Source organism: Halorubrum sp. Atlit-26R (assembly GCF_003666015.1).
Lineage (GTDB): Archaea > Halobacteriota > Halobacteria > Halobacteriales > Haloferacaceae > Halorubrum.
In genome coordinates, this window is record NZ_QPLT01000001.1 from 36,409 (window position 1) to 58,922 (window position 22,514).

22 protein-coding genes are annotated in these 22,514 nt (G+C 69.7%); 5 read left to right on the forward strand and 17 right to left on the reverse strand.

The window, feature by feature from the left end:
* Positions 1 to 24 precede the first annotated feature (24 nt).
* The 8 genes from DVK07_RS00190 to DVK07_RS00230 all read right to left on the reverse strand — a co-directional run bounded on the left by DVK07_RS00190 (position 25) and on the right by DVK07_RS00230 (position 7,342).
* A complete protein-coding gene (locus tag DVK07_RS00190; protein WP_096394174.1) occupies positions 25 to 555 on the reverse strand; it encodes a 50S ribosomal protein L16 in 531 nt (176 codons plus the stop codon).
* Between the two features lie 130 nt (positions 556 to 685).
* On the reverse strand, positions 686 to 1,447 hold the full coding sequence (nucS, locus tag DVK07_RS00195; RefSeq protein WP_121595167.1) for an endonuclease NucS: 762 nt from the start codon (positions 1,445 to 1,447) through the stop codon (positions 686 to 688).
* Between the two features lie 53 nt (positions 1,448 to 1,500).
* Entirely contained in the window at positions 1,501 to 1,650 is a 150-nt protein-coding gene (locus DVK07_RS23165; protein WP_199719380.1) for a hypothetical protein, read from the reverse strand.
* Between the two features lie 147 nt (positions 1,651 to 1,797).
* Positions 1,798 to 2,187, reverse strand: a complete 390-nt coding sequence (locus DVK07_RS00200) for a type II toxin-antitoxin system VapC family toxin (protein ID WP_121595168.1) — start codon at positions 2,185 to 2,187, stop codon at positions 1,798 to 1,800.
* A gap of 1 nt (position 2,188) precedes the next feature.
* Positions 2,189 to 2,425 carry an antitoxin VapB family protein gene (locus DVK07_RS00205; protein ID WP_121595169.1) on the reverse strand — a complete coding sequence of 79 codons (237 nt, stop codon included), beginning with the start codon at positions 2,423 to 2,425 and terminating at the stop codon, positions 2,189 to 2,191.
* 58 nt (positions 2,426 to 2,483) lie between these two features.
* Entirely contained in the window at positions 2,484 to 3,773 is a 1,290-nt protein-coding gene (locus DVK07_RS00210) for an adenosylhomocysteinase (protein WP_121595170.1), read from the reverse strand.
* Positions 3,774 to 3,878: 105 nt separating this feature from the next.
* Positions 3,879 to 5,294, reverse strand: a complete 1,416-nt coding sequence (locus DVK07_RS00220; RefSeq protein ID WP_199719382.1) for a DNA primase — start codon at positions 5,292 to 5,294, stop codon at positions 3,879 to 3,881.
* Positions 5,295 to 6,025: 731 nt separating this feature from the next.
* A complete protein-coding gene (locus DVK07_RS00230) occupies positions 6,026 to 7,342 on the reverse strand; it encodes an amidohydrolase (protein WP_121595172.1) in 1,317 nt (438 codons plus the stop codon).
* 152 nt (positions 7,343 to 7,494) lie between these two features.
* Between DVK07_RS00230 and DVK07_RS00235 the strand changes: the two genes are divergently transcribed.
* From DVK07_RS00235 to DVK07_RS00245, 3 genes are all read left to right on the forward strand, one after another.
* Positions 7,495 to 8,712: an LEA type 2 family protein gene (locus DVK07_RS00235; RefSeq protein ID WP_121595173.1), complete on the forward strand. Its 1,218-nt coding sequence runs from the start codon at positions 7,495 to 7,497 to the stop codon at positions 8,710 to 8,712.
* Between the two features lie 79 nt (positions 8,713 to 8,791).
* Positions 8,792 to 9,190 carry a dihydroneopterin aldolase family protein gene (locus tag DVK07_RS00240; RefSeq protein WP_121595174.1) on the forward strand — a complete coding sequence of 133 codons (399 nt, stop codon included), beginning with the start codon at positions 8,792 to 8,794 and terminating at the stop codon, positions 9,188 to 9,190.
* Between the two features lie 69 nt (positions 9,191 to 9,259).
* Entirely contained in the window at positions 9,260 to 9,757 is a 498-nt protein-coding gene (locus DVK07_RS00245; protein ID WP_121595175.1) for a hypothetical protein, read from the forward strand.
* Between the two features lie 62 nt (positions 9,758 to 9,819).
* Here DVK07_RS00245 and DVK07_RS00250 read toward each other — a convergent pair whose 3' ends face one another.
* The 6 genes from DVK07_RS00250 to DVK07_RS00275 all read right to left on the reverse strand — a co-directional run bounded on the left by DVK07_RS00250 (position 9,820) and on the right by DVK07_RS00275 (position 18,053).
* Positions 9,820 to 11,184 (reverse strand): ABC transporter ATP-binding protein, encoded by a 1,365-nt coding sequence (locus DVK07_RS00250; protein WP_121595176.1) that lies wholly within the window; start codon positions 11,182 to 11,184, stop codon positions 9,820 to 9,822.
* Positions 11,181 to 12,302, reverse strand: a complete 1,122-nt coding sequence (locus DVK07_RS00255) for an ABC transporter ATP-binding protein (RefSeq protein ID WP_121595177.1) — start codon at positions 12,300 to 12,302, stop codon at positions 11,181 to 11,183. Before DVK07_RS00255 ends, DVK07_RS00250 begins: the two co-directional genes overlap by 4 nt.
* Before the next feature lies 1 nt (position 12,303).
* Positions 12,304 to 13,293: an ABC transporter permease gene (locus DVK07_RS00260; RefSeq protein WP_121595178.1), complete on the reverse strand. Its 990-nt coding sequence runs from the start codon at positions 13,291 to 13,293 to the stop codon at positions 12,304 to 12,306.
* Positions 13,293 to 14,288, reverse strand: a complete 996-nt coding sequence (locus DVK07_RS00265) for an ABC transporter permease (RefSeq protein WP_255410454.1) — start codon at positions 14,286 to 14,288, stop codon at positions 13,293 to 13,295. Before DVK07_RS00265 ends, DVK07_RS00260 begins: the two co-directional genes overlap by 1 nt.
* A 174-nt stretch (positions 14,289 to 14,462) precedes the next feature.
* Positions 14,463 to 16,112: an ABC transporter substrate-binding protein gene (locus DVK07_RS00270; RefSeq protein WP_121595180.1), complete on the reverse strand. Its 1,650-nt coding sequence runs from the start codon at positions 16,110 to 16,112 to the stop codon at positions 14,463 to 14,465.
* Between the two features lie 285 nt (positions 16,113 to 16,397).
* Positions 16,398 to 18,053 carry a GTPBP1 family GTP-binding protein gene (locus DVK07_RS00275; protein WP_121595181.1) on the reverse strand — a complete coding sequence of 552 codons (1,656 nt, stop codon included), beginning with the start codon at positions 18,051 to 18,053 and terminating at the stop codon, positions 16,398 to 16,400.
* 128 nt (positions 18,054 to 18,181) lie between these two features.
* Between DVK07_RS00275 and DVK07_RS00280 the strand changes: the two genes are divergently transcribed.
* Positions 18,182 to 19,027, forward strand: a complete 846-nt coding sequence (locus tag DVK07_RS00280) for a DUF6293 family protein (protein ID WP_121595182.1) — start codon at positions 18,182 to 18,184, stop codon at positions 19,025 to 19,027.
* A gap of 309 nt (positions 19,028 to 19,336) precedes the next feature.
* On the opposite strand, the gene DVK07_RS00285 is transcribed toward DVK07_RS00280, so the two are convergent.
* Positions 19,337 to 20,383, reverse strand: coding sequence for a transcription initiation factor IIB family protein (locus DVK07_RS00285; protein WP_121595183.1), 1,047 nt, complete (start codon positions 20,381 to 20,383; stop codon positions 19,337 to 19,339).
* Positions 20,384 to 20,546: 163 nt separating this feature from the next.
* Here DVK07_RS00285 and DVK07_RS00290 point away from each other — a divergent pair, with 163 nt between their 5' ends.
* The gene (locus DVK07_RS00290; RefSeq protein WP_121595184.1) at positions 20,547 to 21,068 is read left to right on the forward strand and encodes a hypothetical protein; all 522 of its coding nucleotides are present in this window, start codon (positions 20,547 to 20,549) and stop codon (positions 21,066 to 21,068) included.
* A gap of 24 nt (positions 21,069 to 21,092) precedes the next feature.
* Here the strand turns inward: DVK07_RS00290 and DVK07_RS00295 are convergent, their stop codons facing one another.
* Both DVK07_RS00295 and DVK07_RS00300 read right to left on the reverse strand, forming a co-directional pair.
* Positions 21,093 to 21,947 carry a ParA family protein gene (locus DVK07_RS00295; protein ID WP_121595185.1) on the reverse strand — a complete coding sequence of 285 codons (855 nt, stop codon included), beginning with the start codon at positions 21,945 to 21,947 and terminating at the stop codon, positions 21,093 to 21,095.
* 77 nt (positions 21,948 to 22,024) lie between these two features.
* Positions 22,025 to 22,456: an HIT family protein gene (locus DVK07_RS00300; RefSeq protein ID WP_121595186.1), complete on the reverse strand. Its 432-nt coding sequence runs from the start codon at positions 22,454 to 22,456 to the stop codon at positions 22,025 to 22,027.
* Positions 22,457 to 22,514: the final 58 nt, after the last annotated feature.

A 22,514-nucleotide genomic window follows, 5' to 3' on the forward strand; every position in this document is an offset into this window, starting at 1 on the left:
CGGACGGGGTCGGGGTCGAGGGATCTACGAGACGAGCAGCTTCTCGCCGCGGTCGACCGTGATCCGGCACGGCGGCGAGAGCTTGTTGTAGGCGCGGCGGAACGCCTCCTTCACGACGGACGCCTGCTCGACGTCGCAGTAGGCCGTGAAGACGACGTCGTCCTTGTCGAGCCGCGCGGCGGTGCCGACCGGCTTGCCGAACGCCTGCCGCATCCCGTCGGAGACGCGGTCCGCGCCGGCGCCGGTCGCCTGCTTGTTCTCCCGGATGACCTGGTGGGGGAACTTGCGGAGGGTCATCTTGTAGTTGCCCTCGCCGAGCTCCTTGATCAGGTGGCGGTTCGCCGACAGGCGCGCGCTCTCCAGCGAGCCGTGTCGGACCTGGAGCTCCTCCTCGACGCGGAGGCTGATCTGGACGGGGTAGTCGTCCGGCTCCGCGGAGAGGTCGCCCATGTTGTGCTGGGCGATCTTCGAGCCGGGGATGCCCGTGATGTACTCGCGGCGGGTGTACGACGGCTTGTCGATCGTCCGATACATAGAGGCGGGTTTGTCAGACATGGCTACTTGTCCGATGTAGCCCCCGCTGCGGCGATAAACCCTTCGATAGCGAGGCGGTTTCGTCGGCTCCTCGGCGGGCAGCGGCGGCGTTCCGCCTCGAATCGCGGTCCGCGTTGACACACCGTTCGACTCACTCCTCCGGCGTCGGGTCGAGCGCGACGTGGTCGAACCCGCGGTCCGCGAGCCGCTCCGCGGCGCGGTCGGTGACCGACGGCGCGACGAGGACGCCGCGGACTGCGGGGGCGTCGTCGTCGGCATCGTCGCCTCCCGCGGTGTCATCGACCCCCAGTTCCTTCCGCAGCGCCCGGACGTAGCGCGCCAGCTGCCCCACGGCGTCCGGCCCGACGCGGCGGCGCTTCAGTTCGACGACGACCGGCGTGCCGTCCGCGTCGACGCCGAAAACGTCCATCGGGCCGGCGCTGGAGGGGCGCTCGGTCTCGCGGGGCTCGAACCCGTCTTCGACGAGCTCCGGGCGCTCTAAGATTCGGGTCCGGAGGTCCTCCTCGCTGCCGTGGAGGGTGAGGTCGCGGCCGCCCGTGACGGCCATCCCGGAGAGCTGGTGGACGTCCGAAAAGCGAACCGTCAGGGTCTCGTCGGGGTTGCTCCTGGTCGAGCGCACGCGGAGCCGCCCCTCCCGCACCGCGGCGCGGTGTTCCGACCCCGGGGGCTGCCAGTTGACCGGCTGGCGCCCCTCGTCGGTGTGGACGAGGGCCGCGCCGTCGGGCTTCAACACGAGCAGCCGGTCGCCGGCGCCGAGGTCGGAGGCCGCGCGCCCCTCGTATGAGACCGTACAGCGGCCGAAGAGGCTGACGAGATCGCCGCGCTCGAAGGCGTCCTCCAGCTCCCAGAGGGCCTCGCGGTGGCTCGGGTCGTGGACGCTCGTGACTGTCACTGAGGTTCGTAGGCGGTCGCGGCTGAAAAAGGGCGCGCGCCGGGCGTGCGGTTTCAGTCGCCCCGCCGCGACATGACGATGCCGGCGACGAAGAGGACGACGCCGAACGCGAAGGCGGCAATTCGGAGCGTCGTGTCTGAGACGAGGATTCCGGCCAGAACTGATACGCCGAACCCGGTGTGTAACACCGCGGTCAGGTTCATGGGATCGGTACGGTCGCGCGGCACAAAAACGGGTCGACCCCTTGCCATCGCGCCGATCCAATCGCTTCGTGCGCGCGTTGACGCCGTCACAGGCGCTCACGACACCGTGTGGATCTGTGAAGCGTGTTCAGTGTCGAAATTCTGTCCTCAGTAGCGTTCGATCTCGACGTCTAGTCGCTCGAAGTCGTCGACGTTTCGGGTCAGGACCGGTTCATCGACGACCTCGGCAGTGGCGGCGATGATCACGTCGCCGTCGCCCACAGGCGTCCCTTCGTTCTGTAGCTCACCTGCGAGTCGGCCGGCCTTCCGCATGACGGCGGTGTCGGCCGGATGGACCGGCTTCGAGGCGAGAATATTCTCGACCTTTTGACGCTCGTCCTCTGACTCGGTCGCTCGGGCGATACCGTAGTACAGCTCGAACAGCGTCATTGAGGAGATGCGCTGCTGGATCAGTTCCGTCTCCAGTTCCCGAGCCTTTTCCACGGCATCCTCGTCTCCGTTCATCAAGTCGATGAGGAACGGCGTGTCCAGCAGCACGCTACGCCTCTCGAAGCCGGTCGGCGGTGTCCTCTAGCTCGGCGGAGCGTCGATTACGCCGCTCCTCGACGGCTTCACGGAGCGCGTCGGCTTCGTCGTCGCTCAGAACCCCAGCAAGTTCCAGCAGCGATCGCTCGCCGGCGAGCCGGAGAACGACGTCGGAGAACGTCTCGTCATCTCGCTTGTGAGCGGCGAGCCGGTCGTAGGCCTCCTCGGAGAGGCGGATGCTTTTCGACATGTGCATACGGTTGTATGCAGACTCACAAAGGCTTTTCTCAGGGATCGGCGCTGAACGCTTACGTCCCGTGCTCCCAGCTGCCCATGTACTCGCGCTGCTCGTCGCTGAGCTCGTCGTACTCGACGCCCTCGGCGGCGAGCTTGATGTCCGCGACCTCGCAGTCGAGCCCGTCGGGCACGTCGTGGACGCCGGCGTCGTACGCGTCGCCGTTGGCGGCGAGCTCGCGCACGACGACCGCCTGGACGCCGAAGCTCTGGTCCATCACTTCGACCGGGTGGCCGAGGGCGATGGGCGCGGCGAGGTTGACGAGCCGGCCCTCCGCGATGACGTTCAGGACGCGGCCGTCCTCCATCTCGAACCCCTCGACGCCGTCGCGGACCTCGTAGCGGTCGACCGCGAGGTCGTCGAGGTCGTCGAGGTTCACCTCCACGTCGAAGTGGCCGGCGTTCGCGAGGAGGACGCCGTCGTCCATCTCCTCGAAGTGCTCGCGGGTGATCACGTCTCGGTTGCCCGTCGTCGTGATGAACACGTCGCCTTTCTTCGCGGCCTCCGTCATCGGGAGCACCTCGTACCCCTCCATGTGCGCCTCTAAGGCCTTCCGGGGGTCGACCTCGCAGACGATGACGTTCGCGTTCTGACCCGAGGCCTTCTTCGCGACGCCCTTCCCGCACTGGCCGTAGCCGCCGACGACGACGTTCTTCCCGGCCCACGAGAGGTTCGTCGTCATCGCGATGGTCGCGAGCGACGACTCGCCCGTCCCGTGGACGTTGTCGAACAGCTGCTTCATCGGGGTGTCGTTCACTGCGAAGACGGGGTAGTGTAGCTCGCCGTCGGCGTCCATCGCGCGCAGGCGGTCGACGCCGGTGGTCGTCTCCTCGGCGCCGCCGACGATGGAGTCGATCAGGTCGGGGTACTCCTCGTGGACGAGCTTCACCATGTCCATCCCGTCGTCGACGGTGATGGTGGGCTCGTGGGCGATGCAGGCGTGCATCGCGTCGTAGTACTCCTCGTCGTCGACGCCGCGGACCGCGTAGGAGGTGATCGACTCGTGGGCGTCGAGCGCCGCCGACACGTCGTCGTGCGTCGAGAGGGGGTTACAGCCGGTGATCGCCACCTCGGCGCCGCCCTCGGCGAGCAGCTCGACGAGGTTCGCGGTCTTCGCCTCCACGTGCATCGCCATCGCGATCGTCTCGCCGGCGAGCGGCTGCTCGTCGGCGAACTCGTCGCGGAGGGCGTTGAGAATCGGCATGTGCTGGAGCGCCCAGTCCATCTTCCGGCGCCCCTCCTCTCGGGCGGCTTCGACGTCCGAGAGGTGCTGTGACACCGGCGGATACGCGGTCTCGCTCATACCGATCGGTTCGCTCACGGCGCACTAAACCCTGCCGACACGGAGTGCGCCCGGAAAAGAGAAGTCGGTCGTCAGCGACCGACGCTCGGGTTACCGACCGCGTCGTCAGTTACCGCCGGGGCCGCCCGCGTGGTCCGGCGGGCCGCTCTCGCCGTCGTCCTCGTCGTCTTCGTCGTCATCGTCGTCGTCTTCGCCGTCCTCGTCATCGTCATCTTCCGCTTCGGCTTCGTCTTCTTCGGCCTCGTCGTCCTCCGTCTCGTCCTCGTCGGCGTCGTCCTCCTCGGATTCCTCCTCGTCGTCCGCGTCGTCGTCGTCCGCGTCGTCGTCGTCCGCGTCGTCGTCGTCCGCGTCGTCACCGCCCGGGCCGGCGTGGGCCGGCGGGCCGCGCTCGCCGTCGTCCTCGCCGTCGGGGCCGCCGGCGTGGTCCGGGGCGTTCCCGTTGCCCGGCGCGTCGCTCTCGTTTTCATCGTCGTCATCGTCCGCCTCGTCCGGGCCGCCGGGGCCGCCCGCGTGGTCCGGGGCGTTACCGGGGTTGTTCTCCGTCACGAAGTCCGAGACCGCGCTGCCGATGCCGCCGTCGCGGTCCTCGAGGCTCTCGACGAACTCCTGGACGAGCTGGCCGAACGCCTGCTCGTCGGCCTCGTCGCCCTCGCCGCCGACGGTGAGGTCGGCGGTCGTCGAGACGCTCTCGTTCTCGTACTCGGCGGTGACGTCGACCGTGACGTCTTCCTCGGCGGCGGGGAGGTCGACGGTGCCGTTCTCGCCGGTCTCGTACTCGCCCGTCCCGCCGTAGGAGGCGTTTTCGTCCGCGTCGTCGGCGAGCTCGACGGTGACCGAGGCGTTCTCGGCCGCCTCGTCGTCGTCCGTCACCGTGACGACCGGCTCGCCGTCGGTGTTCTCCACGTCGAGTTCGAGGCCGTCGGGCGCCTCGATGTCGACCGTCTCGGAGACGTTCTCGTTCTCGTACTCGGCGGTGACGTCGACCGTCACGTCCTCCTCGGCGGCGGGGAGGTCGACGGTGCCGTTCTCGTCGGTCTCGTAGTCGCCCGTGCCGGCGTAAGAGGCGTTCTCGTCGGCGGTCGTGACGTTGACCGAGGCGTTCTCGACCGCGGTGTCGTTGTCGGTGACCGTGACGATCGGTTCGCCGTCGGTGTCCGCGACGTCGAGTTCGAGGCCGTCGGGCGCCTCGAGCTCGACCGTCGTCGCGGCGGTGTCGTTACCCGAAGCGGCCGTGACCTCGACCGTCACGTCCTCCTCGGGCGCTTCGAGGTCGACGGTGCCGTTCGCGTCCGTCTCGTACTCGCCCGCTCCCGCGTACGACTCGTTCTCCGCGTCGACGACGCTCACGACGACCGTGGCGTTCTCGACCGCGGTGTCGTTCTCGGTCACCGTGACCGTCGACGTCCCGTCCGCGTCCGTGTCGACGGCCACGTCGAGCTGTCCGTCGGCGGCCGCGACGCCGGTCATCGCGCCCAGCGCGACGACCGCGATCAGGAGGATGGCTGTCGTGCGTTCGCTCATGTCCACTCGGGTCCACTGCCTGTTTCCCTGTAAAAAGAGAAGTCCCTTAACGCGGTTTAATTCGGTTTGTATCCGGTTTAACGGCTCTGAGACGTTTGTTTTGGTGGATCAGGGATTCCGCCGCGGTTTCGACGGTGATCGGTGCCGGGTTCGTTCCCGATTTCGGGTCGGACATCGCTCGCGCGCGATACGTCTCCGGGACTGTCGCGCTCGACCGAGTTGTGTTCCCTCGTTTATAAGCAGGCGACCATCTCGCGGCGATGACCTCCAAAGCCTCAGCTGTTCGCTTATAAACGGTTGATAGCGGATCGACAGCGAACGCCTCCAAAGCCCCAGCCGCGAGGGCGGCGCACGCTCGTTGTCGTTCGAGACGCCTCCGGCGTCTCGTGATGACGAAACGGCTTCGCCGTTTCGAACCACGGTCCTCAGTCGGTCGCTACCGCTCCCTCCTTGCGGTCCTTGCGTCACCTGCGCCGCCCTCGCGGCTGCCCCTTTGAGTCCCGCCCCGCACAGCACAGCACCTCACACCTCCCCAGCCTCGCGGTTCGCACTCTTCGAGCGCTCACCGCGTCCCTCGCGCGTGCTGCTCGCGGCCGCTGGAGGCGGCCGCTCGCAGGCACGCGCCACCGCACGTTCATTTATAAATAGGACGCGAACCCCGGTTCGACATTTAAATACTGCCGACGTGGGTCGGCTTTGCGCGTCGCGTTCGGTCGCGCTCGCACCTCTCGCTACGCAGACTTGACCCGCTCGACGAGGTCGATCGCGGCGTCCGCTGCGCGCTTCTGGACCGCTTCGGCGTCGAGCGTCAGCACCTCGCGGTCGCGCATGAGGACGTCGCCGTCGCAGACGGTGTGACGCACGTCGCTCCCGCGGGCCGCGTACGCGAGGTGCGAGACCGGGTCGTGGTCCGGCGTGAGGTGCGGGGCGTCGAGGTCGACCACGGCGAGGTCGGCGGCCGCGCCCGCCTCGATCCGCCCGCCGGGGAGGTTCAGGGCGTCCGCGCCGCCCCGCGTCGCCATCTCCACGACGGCCTCGGCGGGGACCGCGCTCGCGTCGTCCGCGGCGAGTTTCCCCAGCATCGCGGCGTCGCGCATCTCGTCGAACACGTCGAGGTCGTTGTTCGAGGCCGCGCCGTCGGTGCCGAGCGCGACCGTCACGCCCGCCTCGCGCAGGCGCTGGACCGGGGCCATCCCGCTGGCGAGCTTCATGTTCGAGGCCGGGCAGTGGACGACCGCGGTCCCCGCCTCGGCGAGCCGGTCGATCTCCGAGCCGTCCACGTGGACGCCGTGCGCGAAGAAGTCGTCCGGGCCGAGCGCGTCGATCTCGGCGGCGTACGCGATCGGTCGCTCGCCGCGCTCGTCGACGATCGGGTCGACCTCGTCTTCCGTCTCGTTCGCGTGGAGGTGGACGGGGATCCCTGCCTCGCGCGCCTCGGAGACGCCCTCGCGCAGGTACTCCTCGCCGACGGTCGTCAGCGAGTGCGGCATGAACGCGGTCCGGATCCGGCCGTCCGCGGCGCCGTCGAGTTCCCGGGCGACCGCGAGGCTCTCCTCGACGTCCGCGCGGGCGTCCGCGTCGTCCTTCCCGACCGTCACGACGCCGTGGCCGAGCCGCGCGCGCAGTCCGGCGCGGTCGACGACGTCCGCCACCCGGTCCATCGCGAAGTACATGTCCGCGAACGCGGTCGTCCCCGACCGAATCATCTCGACGGCGCCGAGCTCGGCGCCCGCCTCGACGTCGTCCGGCGTCAGCTCGGCCTCCGCCGGCCAGATGTCCTCGCGCAGCCACGGGTCGAGCGGCTTGTCGTCGGCGTAGCCGCGGAGCAGCGTCATCGCGACGTGCGTGTGGGCGTTGACGAGCCCCGGGATCACGAGCGAGTCGCTCGCGTCGAGCGTCTCGGCGGCCGCCCCGACGGCCTCGTCGACCTCGTCCGGCGACCCCACGGCCCGGATCGTTCCCTCGTCCCGGTCGACCGCGACGTCCGCCCGCTCGACCCGACCGTCCGGCCGGAGCACTCGTCCGCCGCCCACGCGGAGCTGGTTCATGTCCGCCCGTTCCGCCCGCCGCACCAAACGCCTTCGGTTCCTCGTCCCGGTTCGTCGACCGCGCGCGTCGACCGTTCCTGCCGACCGATCCGCTCGTCGAGCCCGTTTTTCGCGAACGATACGATTTTATCTGCCGATCGAAACGAACGGACATGGCTCTGGACCGCATCGTCTCGGCGCTCACCGCGGGGAAGCTCCGGATCGCCGTATTCGCGCTGGCGGTCGTCGCCGCCGCGGTCGGCGGGGCGTTCGCCCTCGGCGTCGTCGGCGTCCCGAGCGTCGCCGCCGTGAACAACTCCTTCGGCGACGTGACGAACGAGACCACGGTCGTCGAGACCGACTTGGTCGTCTCGAACCCGAACCCGATCGGCGTCGGCCTCGACGGCGTCTCGATAAACTACACCGTCTCGATGAACGACGTCGAGATGGCGCGCGGCGGCCGCGAGGGCGTCGGCGTCGCCTCGGGGAACTCCTCTATCGCGTTCGAGACCGCCCTCGACAACGACGCGATCCCGCCGTGGTGGACCAGCCACGTCCGGAACGACGAGCGGACGACCGTCGCCATCGACGCGACGGTTACCTCCGATCTCCTCGGCCGGAGCGCGAATCTCACTCGCACTCGGCAGGTCGAGACGGACCTCATCGGCGCGTTCAGCTCCGAGGAGACGCGACCCGTGAACGCCGACGCGCCGCTGGTCGACGACCCGGTCCTCTACGTCAACGAGACGCGCGGCCGCTGGGGGACCGTGAGCGAGGAGGAGACCCCGATCGAGATGGAGTTCGACGTCTACAACCCCAACCTCGAACCGTACGTCGTCACCGAGATCGGCTACGACGTGACGATGAACGACGTCGAGATGGGATCCGGATCGACCGAGTCGGAGTACGTCATTCCCTCGTACGGCTCCCAGACGGTCGAACTGTCCGCCGCGCTCCGCAACGAGCGCCTCGACGAGTGGTGGGCAACCCACCTCAATGAGTCCGTCAACGGCCACCAGGTGAGCGACCTCCGGATCGAGTTCTACGCGGTGGTCGAGCTCCCTTCCGGCGAGGAGCTCACCGTCCCGCTGGACGCGCTGACCTACGAGGAGACGATCGAGACGGACATCTTCGACGAGGGGCTCCATCAGGGGGAGGGAACGGGTGACGACGCTGACGACGGTTCGACCGACTCCGACGCATCTGACGAGGGCGGAAACGCGACCGACGACGGGACGACGGACGACGATGGGAACACCAGCGACAGCGACGGCAGCACGAGCGACTCCGGTGACGACAACACGAGCGACGGCGGCTCCGGTGACGACAACACGACCGGCGACGATTCCGGAGACGACGACGGCCTGCTTCCGCTGATCGTCGGCCGCTGACCGCGGGCCGTCCCGCACCTCGGCTCGTTCCTCCGCCCGCCGTCCGAACCTTCTTGCCCGCCCGCGGCCGCGTTCCGGCATGGCAACCGACGCCCAGCAGGCGTGTTTCGAGGCGGGGATCAAGTTCGGCTCGCTGTACCACCAGTTCGCCGGCACGCCCGTCAGCCCGGCGAGCACGCGGAGCCTGGAGGCCGCGATGGCGGAGGCGATCGAGAACCAGCCGCACTGCGAGGCGGTCGAGGTGACGGTCCACGACGACCGCGTCGCGGACGCCATCGACCACGAGAACGGCTACACCGAGCTCACCGGCTCGCTGATGGACGTCCGGATGCGGATCGCCTACGAGGGCGTCACGGTCCGCACGCGCATGGAGATGGAGGACGGCTACCCCCTGATGAAGCTCGTCAAGGTGGTCGACGGCGGCGCCGACTCCTCGCTCGACGCGGACTCGTCGCCCGGCGCCGACCCGAACGCTTAGTACCGCGAATCGCCTACGGCGAGCCGAACGGCGGTCGACGCTCCCGATCTCCCGCTTTCAGAGACCCACATGGTCGACAGACGACACGACGGTCGGACGGACCGAACCGGCTTCGACGAGACGAAGAACTACCTCTCCGAGGCCCTCGGCCGCGTCGTGCCGCGGTCGGTGGCGCGACGAGCGATCGAGGTGACCGTCAGCACGGACGCCGCCGAGTACGCGCCCGACGAGCCGGTCGCGATCACCGTCGCGATCCGCAACCGCCTGCCCGTCCCGGTCGAGGTCCCCACGACGACCCGCCGCCTGTGGGGGTGGGCTGTCGACGGCGTCTTAGAGGCCACCGACGAGCGGCGCTACGTGTCCGCCGAGGAGTCCTCGCTGTCGCTCCGCGCCGGCGAGACGAAGCGCGCGACGGTCACGTGGAACGGGCGGTTCCGCCGCTCCGACGGCGACGGCCTCGATCGGTCCGTCCGGGCCGAGCGCGGCGACCACACGATCTCCGTGTTCGTCCCGGTTCCCGACGCCGACGAGCGCCACGAGGACGCCACGCAGATCCGGATCCGGTAGCCGGCGCTCGCCGGTCCGCCGTCAGTTTCTCCGCCGAACCGAGCGGCGAAAAACGAGTGCGGTCAGTCGTCCGCTTCTGTCGCTCCCGCGCCGGGGCGGGCCGCGTCGTCGACCGCGGGCTCGTCGACGGCGCTCGCGAGCGCCTCGTCGCGACGCAGGTGACACGCCGAGTAGTGACGGCCGTCGGTGAGGTCGGACGGCACCTCGTAGGCGGGCGTCGTCGTCGCGCAGACGCTCTGGTCCGCGAACCGCTCGACGAGGATCCGCTCCGCGTCCTCGAACTCGTCGCGTTCGATGTGCCCGAGCGCCTCGTCGAGCAGGGTGCCGGCGTCGCCGCTCGGTACCGCGTCGTCGAAGTACCGCGACCGGAGGGCGTCGGGGTCGGTCTCCTCGAACGCCCGGCGCTCGACCGCCCGCTGGAACTCGACGACGTTCCGCCAGGCGTCCTCCGTCATGTCGTACTCGTCCGGCTGGATCACCTCCGGGCACCGCGTCCGGAACCGGCAGCCCGAGGGCGGGTCGATCGGCGACGGCACGTCGCCGGACAGGAGCGCCGTCCGCCCGCCGCTCCGCGGGTCCGGGACCGGAATCGCGTCGAGCAGCGCCCGGGTGTACGGGTGTTTCGGGTTCTCGAACAGCTCCTCTTTGTCGGCCAGCTCGACGACGTTCCCGAGGTACATCACCGCCACGCGGTCGGAGATGTGGCGGATGACGCTCAGGTCGTGCGCGATGAACAGGTACGTGAGGTCGAACTCCTCTTGGAGCTCCTCCATCGTGTTGAGCACCTGCGCCTGGATCGACACGTCGAGCGCCGACACGGGCTCGTCGCAGACGATGAAGTCGGGGTTCACCGACAGCGCCCGCGCGAGGTTCACGCGCTGGCGCTGCCCGCCGGAGAACGCGTGCGGGTACCGGTTGTAGTGTTGCGGGTCGAGCCCGACCTTCTCCAACAGCTCCTTCGCGCGGGCCTCCCGGCCCTCCTCGTCGAGCATGTCGTGGGCCTTCATCGGCTCCTCGACGATGGGCCCGACCTTCATCCGCGGGTCGAGCGACGACTGGGGGTCTTGGAAGATCATCTGCATGTTCTTCCGCATCCGCCGCAGCGGCTCGCCGGACAGCTCGGCGAGGTCCTCGCCCTGGAAGTAGACGCTCCCGCTGGTCGGTTCGAGCAGCCGGAGGACGGTGCGCGCGAGCGTCGACTTCCCGCAGCCGGACTCGCCGACGAGCCCGAGGGTCTCCCCCTCCTTGATGTCGAAGCTCACGCCGTCGACGGCGCGCACGTCGGAGGTCGACCGGGAGACGTACGGGAACTCGTCGTCGAGCTGGACGCCGGCGAGGAGTCCGCTCTCGTTGTCGAAGTACTTGCACAGGTCCCGGACCTGTAACAGCGCCTCGGGGTCCGACTCCGGCGGGCCGACCTCGGTCATTCCGCCTCACCCCCGGTCTCGGTGAACCCGGCGGAGAACCCGCCGGTGGCCTGCGTCTCGATGGGCGGGCTCTCGTCGTACCCCACGTCGAACGCGTCGTGTTTCACGCACGCGGCCGTGTGCGGCGCCTCGCCGTCTTCGCTCAGCTCCCGCGGCTCGGGGTGGACCTCGCGGCACACCTCCCGGGCCTCGGGACACCGCGAGTGGAACCGACAGCCGGCGGGCGGGTCGATCGCCTCCGGCATCACCCCCTGGATCGGCCTGAGCTCGTCGACCGTCCGGTCGGGACGGGGCATCGAGTCGAGCAGCGCCGACGTGTACGGGTGTTTCGTGTCGTAGAACAGGTCGTCCACCTCCGCCTGCTCGATGATCTCGCCGAGGTACATCACGTTGACGCGGTCGCAGATCTCCGCGACGACGCTCATGTCGTGGGTGACCCAGATGAACGACGTGTCGTACTTCTCTTGGAGCTCGGTCACCATCTCGAGGATTTCGCCCTCGACGGTGACGTCGAGCGCGGTCGTCGGCTCGTCGGCGATGATCAGGTCGGGCTGGCAGGCGAGCGCCATCGCGATCAGCACGCGCTGTCGCATCCCGCCGGAGAACTGGTGCGGGTACTCGTCGTACCGCGACTCCGGCGCCGGAATGCCGACCTCCCTGAGCATGTCGATCGCCTCCTCTTTCGCCTCGTCGGCGTCGAGGTCGCGGTTGATCTCGATGAACTCCCGGAGCTGCCCCCCGACGGTGAACACGGGGTTCAGCGACTCCATCGGGTCCTGGAAGATGATCGCGATCTCGCGGCCGCGGATCCGCTGGCGCATCTCCTCTTCGGTGAGCATCTCGTCGCGGGGGCGGAGCTCGCCGTCGTCGCCCTCCTCGAGCCCGAAGATCGTCTCGCCTTTGAACTCGATCTCCCCGCCGACGATCTCGCCGGGGCTGTCGACGAGCCGGAGGATACTGGAGGTCGCGACGGACTTTCCGGCGCCCGACTCACCGACGAGCCCGACGATCTCCCCCTCGTGAACGTCGAAGGAGATCCCGTCGACGGCGCGGACCGTGCCGTCCTCGGTGAAGAACTGTGTCTTGAGATCGCGTACGCTGAGTAGTGGTTCGCTCATATCAGTTGTTGATCCGCGGATCGAGGGCGTCCTGCAGACCGTCGCCGAGGATGTTGAAGCCGATGACGGTGATCAGAATGGCGATACCGGGGAAGATGCTGAACGTCGGGGCGGGGAGCATGTACCCGCGCGAGGCCGACAGCATCTGTCCCCACGACGGCGTCGGCGGCTGCGCGCCGAAGCCGAGGAACGAGAGGCCGGCCACGATGAGGATGCTCACCCCGACCTGAAGCGTCGCCTGGACCAGCACCGGCGCGAAGCTGTTCGGGATGATGTGCCGGAAGATGATGTTCCGGTCTTTCACCCCGGCGGCCCGAGCCGCTTCGACGTAGTCCTCCTCGCGGATGGAGACGACCCGCGAGCGGATGAGCCGGTTGAACACGGGTATCGCCGTGATCCCGACGCCGATCATCGCGAACGTGAGGTCGCGTCCGAACGCGGTCATGAAGGCGATGACCAAGACGAGGAACGGGATCGCGTAGATCGTCTCGGTGACCCGCTGGAGCACGTCGTCGATCCAGCCGCCGTAGTAGCCGGAGACCGCGCCGATGACGGTGCCGCCGCCGAGACCGATGGCGGTCGCGAGGAACCCGACGGTCATCGCGATCCGCGTCCCGTAGATGGTCCGGGAGAGCAGGTCGCGACCCCGGTGGTCGGTGCCGAGCGGGTGTTCGAGTACGCCCTGCCCGAACTGGTTCTCCATGCCGACCGGCGGGAGCAGCCGCCGGACGTTCTGCGGGTCGGTCTCCGGATTGTACAGCACCGCCTCCGCGATCGCGTAATCGAGGACGTAGTAGTCGAACGCGGCGAACACCGCGACGAAGGTCATGAACCCGACGATGTAGGTCCCGATCCGCGCCGTCGTGTCCTGTTTGACCTGTTTCAGCGTGTATCGCAGGCCGACGCGGGCCTCGACCTCGTCGGGCCCGCCGCCGCTCTCGTCGCCGTCGTCCGGCGTGTCGTCGTCCGAAGTTGCGCTGTTAATCGACATCAGTCTTCACCGTAGGTGACTCGCGGGTCGAGGTAGCTGTACGTGATGTCCGTGACGATCACGCCGATCACGTAGACGAACCCGAACACGAGCGTCGTCCCCATGATCAGCTGGTAGTCCTGGTTGTTGATCGCCGTGATGATCAGCCGGCCCATCCCCTGGATCTCGAAGACGGTCTCCGTGAGGACGGCGCCGCCGAGCGCGGTCGACAGCCCGAGTCCGATGATGGTGATCACCGGGAGCTGCGCGACCTGGAACGCGTGCTTGCGGACGATCGTCGACTCTGGCACGCCGTACGCCCGAGCGAGCTTCACGTACTCGCCCTGGAGCGAGTCGACCATCGACGAGCGTTCGATCCGCGTGATCTGCGCCATCTGGAGCGTCCCGAGCGCGATCATCGGTAAGAAGAGGTGATGCACCGCTTGGCGGAGCACCTCGACCCGCGTCGCCGCCCCCCTGACGTCCGCCGGGTCGGCCCACGGGAGGACGAGCCCCCGCGCGGGGAACCACCCGAGGTAGAACGCGAAGACGATGATCAACACCAGGCCGATCCAGAACGACGGCGTCGAGACGCCGATGAGCGAGACGATACGGGAGACGTGGTCGGCCGGCTCGTTCCGCCGCTTCGCCGAGATCACGCCGAGCGGGATCGCGGTGACGACCGCGAACGCGAACGCCGACAGCATGAGCAGCAGCGTCACCGGCAGCCGGAGCAGGATCATCTCGAGGACGGGGCGGTCGTAGTAGATGCTGAGGCCCAGGTCACCCGTCGCAACGCCGCTGAGGTACGTGAAGTACCGCACGTGTATCGGTCGGTCGAGCCCGTACTGGGCGCGGATCGCCTCCACTTGCTCCTGTGCCGGCGTCGGCCCCAGCATGATCTCGACCGGGTCGCCGGGGATCTGGTTGGCCAGGAAGAACGTTATCGTCACGATACCTATCAGTACGGGTATCGCCTGTGCGAACCGCCGGAGTGTGTACCGAAGTAAACTCACTGTCGTGGATTCCTCGTTGCTTCGATTCGGTTTTTGCTGTCGCTTATCCGTTTCGCTCCCGCCGACACATCAACTCGCTAGCCGCGGACGGACGGTCGACCGCGAGGCCGAACGCCCGGAAGGGCCGGGTTTACGATTCGATACCGCGAGCGCGAGTCCGCTTGGCCGGTCCGATTACCGGTTCACCGTGGCGCCGGTCAGTTGGATCTCCGACGAGATCGGGTGCGCGCTGAACCCTTCCACGACGTTACGAACGCCGTAGGAGTTGTTCAGGTTGTACGCCGGGATGTGGACGCGCTCTTCGAGCAGCGTCGTCGTCGCCTCGATGTAGAGCCGCCGCCGCTCCTCGCGGTCGGCGGACTCGCGGGCCTGAGACAGCTTCTCGGAGGCCTCGTCGTACCCGTGGAACGTCCCGTTGGTCACGCCGTTCGTCTCCTGGCTCAGCAGGTTGTACACGAACGCGTCCGGGTCGGGGGCGCCGGACCAGCCGAGGGTGTACATGTTGTACTCGTCGGCGCTGTTCGGCCCGTCGTCGCTCTGGTACGCCTCGGTGAACGTCCCCCAGTCGAGCCGCTGGACCTGAACGTTCTCGAAGCCGGCGTTCTGGAGCCCGTCGCCGATCGAGATCCCGATCTGTTCGCGCTTGTCGTCCGGCGGAACGATGATCCGCCAGTTGTAGTCCATGCCGATACCCGCCTCGTCGAACAGCGCCCGAGCCTCCTCGAGGTCCTGTCCGTGAGAGATCTCCGACCACTCGTCGACGGGGAAGTCCCACTCCTCGGAGATGGACGACGGGTACGGCGCGTACTGGCGCACGCCGGACGGCTCGACGAAGTTCTCGACCGCCTGGTCCATCGAGAAGCAGTAGTCGACCGCCTCGCGGACGAGCGGGTCGCTCGTCGGCCCGTTGGCGCAGTTGAACGCGAGGTAGAAGTACCCGACACCCGGCGTTTCCGTGATCGAGGCGTTCTGGTTGCCCTCGACCGTCTCGTACAGCTGCGGCGGGATCGTCTCGATGATGTCGACGTTGCCCGTCTCCAGCTCCGTAACGCGGGTCGTCTGCTCTTCGATCGGGTCGAACTCGATCGTGCCGATCTCCGGGAGGTTGTCGCTGTCCCAGTAGTCGTCCCACCGCTCGACGGTCGCGTAGTCCTCGGGCTCCCACTCGACGAGCTGGAACGGCCCGGAGCCGACCGGGTTCTGGTTGTACGCCTCGGTGTCCTCCTGACGGACGGAGGCGTTGACGACGCTGCGGACCATGGCGATCGTGAACGCGCCGTACGGGTACGACAGGTCGAACTGCGCCGTGGTCTCGTCGACGACCTCCCCGGAGTCGATCATGTTGACCTCGGGGGCGTTCTCGGTCTGCTCCTCGACGGGAGCGAGCATCGTGTGGACGACGTCCTCCGCGGTGACGGGGTCGCCGTTCTGGAACTCGGCGTCCTCCCGAATCGGGACGATGAAGCGCGTTCCCTCGCGCTCGACCGTGGGCATGTCCGCGGCGATCTTCGGCTCGATGCCGACGCCGTCGCCGTACTCGTAGAGGCCGTCGAACAGCTGGCCCGTGATCTGCGCGGACGGGACGTCGTTCACGACGATCGGGTCCATGTCGAGCGGACCCTTCGCCTGCGAGAAGTACAGGGTCGGAGCGCTACCGCCGTCGCCGCCGTCGGAGCCGTCCGAACCGTCGCTGCCGTCGGAGCCGTCGGAGCCGTCGCCGCCGTCCCCCCCGCCGGTACACCCGGCGAGCAGGAGGGAGGTGCCGGCCGCTCCGCCGGCGAGGACCTTCCGTCGCGAAATGCGTTGTGTGTGTTGTCGACGCATACAGCGGACCTCTTGTTTCTATCTAATAAGTATTTTGGGTCGCTCTGTTCGTATGGTCACCTCTGTTCGCTTCGCTGTCTTTTTGTACATCTCGATCCCGCCGAATGTCGTCCGAATCAGGGAGCGACGACTGCCGCGATCCGAAATTCACCGATCGATCCGCGGTCGAAATCCTACAATAAAAGACCTGCTGCTCTCGCGCGCCGAGCCGTCGGACCGCCGGGCCGCGAGTTACCGGCGAGTCGCGGGCCACCAGTGAGTCGCGAAGTTGCGGCGGGTCGCGGGTCAGCGACCGCGCGGCGGCGGGTCCTCGGCCGCGTCTCCGGTCCCCGTCACGGTCCCGACCCCCTTGCTCGACCCCTCGCGGAAGACGAACCGCTGTCCCTCCTCGATCAGGTACGAGCGGAACTTGAACCGGACGCGTGCTTCACCCGTGTCGCCCGGGAGCAGCCGGCCGTTCTCCGGGAAGAACGCGGCCGCCTCGGAGACGGTCTCGAGGTGGACGACCGGCTCGTACCCCTCCTGTATTCGGGTCGGGTGGTTCAGGACCATCACCTCGGCGTTGAACTCGCGGACCGGTTCCGGCTCGCTCCCGCGGGGAACCAGGGCCATCCCGCGCTCGATCTCGGCCTCGTCGACGCCCTTCAGCGCGATGCCGACGATCCGGCCGGCGGTCGCCTTGTCGACTCGGTGATAGTGCATCTCGATCGACCGCGCCTCCACCTCGCGGAAGGAGCCGTCGGGCATGGGGCCGAGCAGGAGCTCGTCGCCCGTCTCGACGGTGCCCGAGTTCACCGTACCGGACGCGACCGCGCCCACGCCCGTCACCTTGTAGCTGCGGTCGACGTACATCCGGAAGGCCTCGCGGTTGGGCGTCGCGCGCTTCGGGAGGCGCTCGAACAGGCGGTCGAGCGTCTCGACGCCGTCCTTCGTCACCGCGCTGGTCCGCAGCAGGGGGACGACCCCGTCGCCGACCTCCGCGACCGCGGTGTCGACGCCGTGCCGGTCGACGAGGAGGGGAGTCTGTCCCGCGTCTCGGAGCATCGCCTCGACCTCGCGTTCCACCTCGGTGAGCCGCTCGTCGCTCACGGCGTCCGCCTTCGTAATCGCGACGACGGTCGGCAGCTCGGTCGCGAGGAGGATCCCGAGGTGCTCGCGGGTGGTCTTCGTCGGGCCGTCGTCGGCGGCGACGACGAGCAGCCCGTAGTCGAGCTTCTGGCCCACGAGCCCGCGGATCGTCGTCCGGAGCCACGGCTCGTGGCCGACGGTGTCGACGAAGGAGACGAGCCGGTCGGCCGCCTCGACGACGCCGGCGCGGTCGGCCTTGCGGTTGGGGTTGTCCATCCGGACCGGCTCGTCGGCCTCGTCGGCGAAGCCGTACACCGCGTACGAGAGGTCGGCGGAGAGCCCCCGCTCGACCTCGTGGGGCTGGACGTCGAGGAAGCCGCGCGTGCCGCCCTGCCCGTCGTCGGCGCGGCCGGTGACGAGCGTGCCGACGAGCGTCGACTTCCCGTGGTCGACGTGGCCCGCGGTGCCGACCACGAGGTGGTCCTCGTCGGCCTCGAACACGCCGCCGTCGCGGAGCGTCGCGAGTCCCACCAGCCCCGCCTCGTCGCCGTCGCCCCCGGAGCCGGCGCTCCACGTCTCGACGTCGGCGATGTGGGCGTCCGCCTCGTCGGCCAAAAGCGAGAGCACGTCCATCGTCTCGGAGAAGGTCTCGGGAGAGATCCCGGCGAGCCCCCCGTCGTCGGTGACGCCGAGGACGTAGGTCGCCTCGCCGTCCCCGGAGAGGACGCGGTGGCGGAGCTGGGCCACGAGCGACTCCATGCGCCCGTCGGCGAGGTGGACCTCGCGCGTCAGCCGCTCCTTGAACTCGATGGCGCCGCCGTCCCGTTCGCCGCGCTCGATGGCCCGCCTGAGGGCGGACCGGTCAGCGCTCATGTCCCGTCGTAGGCGAGGACTCGGCTTAACGGTTTTCGTGGTACGTGCCCCCACGGCACGTGACCGTCCCTGACTCCTCGGGAGCGCTCCGGCGGGCTATTTAACCGACCGCCGCGGACAACGACGGTATGGACACCTCGGTCCCCAGCGTCGCCGAACGCCGCGTCCACGTGGTCCCGCTCGGCTACGAGCGCGACCGGATCGTCGAACCCCTCCGCCGCCACGGCGCCGACGTCGCCTACCTCCTCGTCGACGCCCCCGACCGCGAGGGGGCCCGCGGAGACGTGGACTTCGACGCGGCCGGCGCCGCCGACCCCGCGGACACCCGCGTCGACCCCGACGGGCTCACGGACTACCAGCGCGACGCGTGGACGGCCGCCGCCGAGTTCGCCGCGGTCCGACCGATCCCCGTCGCGCTCGCGGACGTGTACGACGTGCTCGGCGTGACGACGACGGTCGCCGCCCGCCATCAGGCGAGCGCGACGGACGGCGACCGCCTCTTCGGGAACGTCTCCACGGGCCCGCGGATCGCCGCGGTCGGCGTCGCGCTGGCCTGTATGATCGTCGGCGCGCGCCCGTACAGCGTCGAGCCCGAGCGCCACCGCCACGACCGGCGCGAGGAACCGCTCACCGAGGGGGTCGAGCGCACCGTCGACCTCCCGATCTACCCGATGGACGCCCCGACCACCGACCAGGTCGCCGTCCTCGGCCGCCTCCACGAGCGCGCCGAGGAGAACCTGACCACCGACAAGTGGAACCTCATCGAGTGGGCGCGCGAGCGCGACCTCGCGTTCCTGCGCGAGGCGGGCGAGAGCCGGACCGCCAAGTACCGCGCCTTGGAAACGCACGTGCTCTCACCGCTGCGCGACCGCGGCTACGTCGAATTAGAGGACATCGGCCGCTCCGACACCGTCCGGCTCACCGAGACCGGCCGCCGCGTCTTCTTCGCGTTCAAGCACAAGATCGGCGAGTAGCGGGCTTCTCTCGGTCGCCGAGCGGTGACCGGTCGACACGCACGACGCGACTCGTCCGATTCGAACGCGCTGTTCGGTCCGTCCGTACTATCGACGGCTAACGTAGAATTATCCCCCGCACCTCGACTTAGATGCGTGACGCCCGCCGGGCGGTCGGGGAGCCCTCTCCGCCCTCCGCACCCCCTGTCCGCTATCGGTCGCCGGTCGCCGCCGCTCCCTCTCGCGGCGACCGGCCCCCGCTGACGCCGCCGCGGCCGTCCGACGGATCGTCACGAGGCGACGGCCCCGCCGTCGCTCGCTTCCTCCGACTCACTCGTCCGTCAGGTCGACGTACGTCCGCCGGACGGTCACCGGCGTCACGTCGGCGACGTCCGCGGCCTCCTGTTGGGTACACTCCGCGTCGAGCTCGCGGGCCGCGGTGTAGAGGCAGGCGGCGGCGACGCCGACCGGGTTGCGGCCGTTCGCGATCCCCTCCTCGACCGCGCGCTCGGCCAGCTCGCCGGCGCGGCGCTCGACGGCCGGGTCGCAGCCGAGGTCGCTGGCGAACCGCGGGAGGTACTCCGCGGGGCCGCTCGGCGCGATCGGGAGGCCCAGCTCGCGGTTCATCGCGTCGAAGGCGGCCCGATGCTCGTCCTCCGTCGCCTTCGCCTCGGCGCACACCTCGCCGACGGTGCGGGCCACGTCGGCGGTGCGGCAGGCGACGTAGACGCAGGCCGCGGCGAACCCTTCGAGCGAGCGCCCGCGGAGCAGGCTCTCCTCCTGCGCGGAGTCGAACAGCGCGCAGGCGGCGTCGCGGACGCTGTCGGGTAACCCCATGACGCCGGTGAGCCGCCGGATCTCCGTGTAGGCGTACACCTTGTTGCGGTCGCGCTTCGTCGAGATCTGCGCGCGGTTGTGCTGGGTCCGCATCCGGGCGAGCCGCCGCCGCTTGCGGCCCTTCACCTTCGTCGAGCGGCCGATCTCCGTCGAGAGCCCGCGGTCGTGGCGCGAGCGCGTCAGCGGGGCGCCGGTCCGCTTCGGATTCGTGTCGTCGTCGTCGAACGACCGCCACTCCGGGCCGTGGTCGATCCGATCGGCCTCGACGACGAGCCCGCAGTCGGCGCAGACGCGCTCCGCGCCGTCGACGCGCGTGCGGCCGCCGCACTCGGGACACGTCTCGCGGTCGCCGGTCTCCTCGGCGCCCGGCGTCTCGGACTCCTCGCCCGCCGGGACCTGCTCCGCGGTCGCGGCGCGGTCGGCGGTCGCGGCGTGTTCTGCGGTCGCGGCGCCGTCAGCGGTCGCGGCGCGGTCGGCGGTCGCGGCGTCGTCGGTCTCGGTCCGGGGCGAACGAACGCGGGTCGAGCGTGCGTCACTCATCACACGTCGAACTCCGGCCCGATGCCTTACTTAAACCCGGGCGGATCGGCGGTCGATCGGCCGGATCGCGGCGCGCGAACCGACCGGTTATCGGTCGGTGATCCGGCGAGTGAGGTCGCCGCAGTACGGTGGTTTTAACCCTCCTGCCGGGCCATCGGTTCGCATGACGCTGTCGGAGATCGCGGCGGGGGTCGAGGTGACCTCGCGCCAGCGCGATCAGGGGGTCGCGCTCGCGGACGACACGGACACGCCGCTCGTCGATCGCCTGTCGGATCACGCCGAGTCGCTCCCGTGTACGCCCGAGGCGACCGCCACGCTCGTCGACGCCTACACCGCCGGACGGAGCGTGGGCGACGCGGGCCGCGAGGCGGGCGTCTCCCCGATGACGGCCGCGAAGGCGCTCCACCGGTGCGGCGTCGCGGGCGTCTGCCCGCTCTCGCCCACCGGCCGCGACGTCGTTCGCGACTGGCTCGCGGGCCGGATCGCTCGCAGCGAGGCTGTCGAACTCACCGGCGGCGACGAGGCCGACTTCGCGCTCGCGACGTACGTCGAGACGCACGACCCGGTCGAACCCGTCGCGGAGGCGGTCGACGCGCAGGTCGCCGGGTCGGCGCCGCTCGGTGACGGACTCGGCGCCGACGACCCGCTCGGCGACGCGCTGGGCTCCGGCGACGGCCTCCGTTGAACGTCGATCGCCTCTCGACCCGTCTCAGGGCGTGAAGCGCTCGACGAGCCCCGGCTCCGGGAACTCCACGCCGAGCGACGCGTCGAACGCGGTCTCGTAGGCGGCCGCGATCGCCCGCGCGTACGCGTCGTCTCCCGCCGCCGCGGTCGGCGCGGCCGCGATCTCGGGATCCGTCGCCGGGACGCGGACGACGCCGGATCCGTCGCCGTCGCGCTCGTCCTCGTCACTCCCGCCGTCGGCCCCCGCTCGCTCGACCGCGAGCGTCGCGTCGAGGCTCCCGCCGACGTCGGCGATCCGCCCGCGGAGCCGCTGGGCCGCGTCGCGCCCGTGGGCCGTCGCCGGCCGGACCGCGACCGCGCGGTCGACGGTCGTCGCGGCCGCGACCGCCTCGTTCGAGCCCATCGGCGCGGCGTCGACGACCACCGCGTCGTACGTCGTCGCCGCCTCGTCGATCCGCCGCTCTAACTTCCGGGCGGCCTCCGCGGTCTTCGCCCGCCCGACGCGCTCGAAGGGCGCCCTCGCGGGTATCGCGTCGACGCGTCCCGGGAGGTCCGGCGCGTCGCGGTCGCTCGCGTCGCGGTCGCTCGCGTCGCCGCCGCTCCCGCCCCCGAATCCCGGCCGCTCGGCGCTCGCACCGGTCCCGGCGACGGGGTACGCCGCCGCCGACAACGCGGCGTCCGGATCCTCGGTGAGGAGCGCGGTGAGGTCGGGGTCGATCCGTCCGGCCACGTACTCGGAGAGGCCCTGCGTGGTGAACGCGGCGTCGACGACCGCGACGTCGTCGCCGTCGCGCGCGCCCATCGCCGCCAGTTCGACAGCGGTCCGCGTCGTTCCCGCGCCGCCGGTCGCCCCGACGAGCGCGAGCGTCGTCGCCTGCATGTCCCGGCCTCGCCGGAGGTGTATCTTAAAAAGAGCGAAGCCGAGCGGCGGCGCGGGCCGCGGCGCCGTCCCGTTTCCTACCCGTCTATCGCGGTCGCCACGTCTTCGGCGACGGCGTCGAGCTCGTCGTCCGAGAGGTCCGGCCGAGCGCCCGCCACCGCGTGGATCGGCGCGCCGCCGTCGCCCTCGAACCGCGGGACGACGTGGACGTGGACGTGCGGGACCTCCTGGCCGGCCGCCTCGCCGTCGTTGACGCCGACGTTGGCGCCGTCGGCGTCGACGGCGTCCTGAACCTTCGGCGTGAGCGACGCGACCGCGTCGAACAGGTCGCTCGCGAGGTCGGGGTCGAGGTCGCCGACGTGCCGCGCGTGCGATTTGGGGATCACCAGCGTGTGGCCGCGCGCGAGGGGGTTCGCGTCGAGGAACGCCAGCACGGCGTCGGTCTCGTGGACGGTGCGCGCCGGGATGTCCCCGGCGACGATCGAACAGAAGATACAGTCGTCGGACATACCCGAGCGATCGCTCGGGCGTCTCATCAAGGTTTCCCGGGCCGTTTCGTCAACGGAC

Coding starts and splice junctions, on each gene's coding strand:
- DVK07_RS00275 (WP_121595181.1), bottom strand. CDS start 18,053: ATGAGCGCTGACCGGTCCGCCCTCAGGCGGGCCATCGAGCGCGGCGAA.
- DVK07_RS00190 (WP_096394174.1), bottom strand. CDS start 555: ATGTCTGACAAACCCGCCTCTATGTATCGGACGATCGACAAGCCGTCG.
- DVK07_RS00250 (WP_121595176.1), bottom strand. CDS start 11,184: ATGACCGAGGTCGGCCCGCCGGAGTCGGACCCCGAGGCGCTGTTACAG.
- DVK07_RS00240 (WP_121595174.1), top strand. CDS start 8,792: ATGGCAACCGACGCCCAGCAGGCGTGTTTCGAGGCGGGGATCAAGTTC.
- DVK07_RS00290 (WP_121595184.1), top strand. CDS start 20,547: ATGACGCTGTCGGAGATCGCGGCGGGGGTCGAGGTGACCTCGCGCCAG.
- DVK07_RS00235 (WP_121595173.1), top strand. CDS start 7,495: ATGGCTCTGGACCGCATCGTCTCGGCGCTCACCGCGGGGAAGCTCCGG.
- DVK07_RS00255 (WP_121595177.1), bottom strand. CDS start 12,302: ATGAGCGAACCACTACTCAGCGTACGCGATCTCAAGACACAGTTCTTC.
- DVK07_RS00210 (WP_121595170.1), bottom strand. CDS start 3,773: ATGAGCGAGACCGCGTATCCGCCGGTGTCACAGCACCTCTCGGACGTC.
- DVK07_RS00205 (WP_121595169.1), bottom strand. CDS start 2,425: ATGTCGAAAAGCATCCGCCTCTCCGAGGAGGCCTACGACCGGCTCGCC.
- DVK07_RS23165 (WP_199719380.1), bottom strand. CDS start 1,650: ATGAACCTGACCGCGGTGTTACACACCGGGTTCGGCGTATCAGTTCTG.
- DVK07_RS00285 (WP_121595183.1), bottom strand. CDS start 20,383: ATGAGTGACGCACGCTCGACCCGCGTTCGTTCGCCCCGGACCGAGACC.
- DVK07_RS00220 (WP_199719382.1), bottom strand. CDS start 5,294: ATGAGCGAACGCACGACAGCCATCCTCCTGATCGCGGTCGTCGCGCTG.
- DVK07_RS00300 (WP_121595186.1), bottom strand. CDS start 22,456: ATGTCCGACGACTGTATCTTCTGTTCGATCGTCGCCGGGGACATCCCG.
- DVK07_RS00260 (WP_121595178.1), bottom strand. CDS start 13,293: ATGTCGATTAACAGCGCAACTTCGGACGACGACACGCCGGACGACGGC.
- DVK07_RS00270 (WP_121595180.1), bottom strand. CDS start 16,112: ATGCGTCGACAACACACACAACGCATTTCGCGACGGAAGGTCCTCGCC.
- DVK07_RS00280 (WP_121595182.1), top strand. CDS start 18,182: ATGGACACCTCGGTCCCCAGCGTCGCCGAACGCCGCGTCCACGTGGTC.
- DVK07_RS00230 (WP_121595172.1), bottom strand. CDS start 7,342: ATGAACCAGCTCCGCGTGGGCGGCGGACGAGTGCTCCGGCCGGACGGT.
- DVK07_RS00245 (WP_121595175.1), top strand. CDS start 9,260: ATGGTCGACAGACGACACGACGGTCGGACGGACCGAACCGGCTTCGAC.
- DVK07_RS00295 (WP_121595185.1), bottom strand. CDS start 21,947: ATGCAGGCGACGACGCTCGCGCTCGTCGGGGCGACCGGCGGCGCGGGA.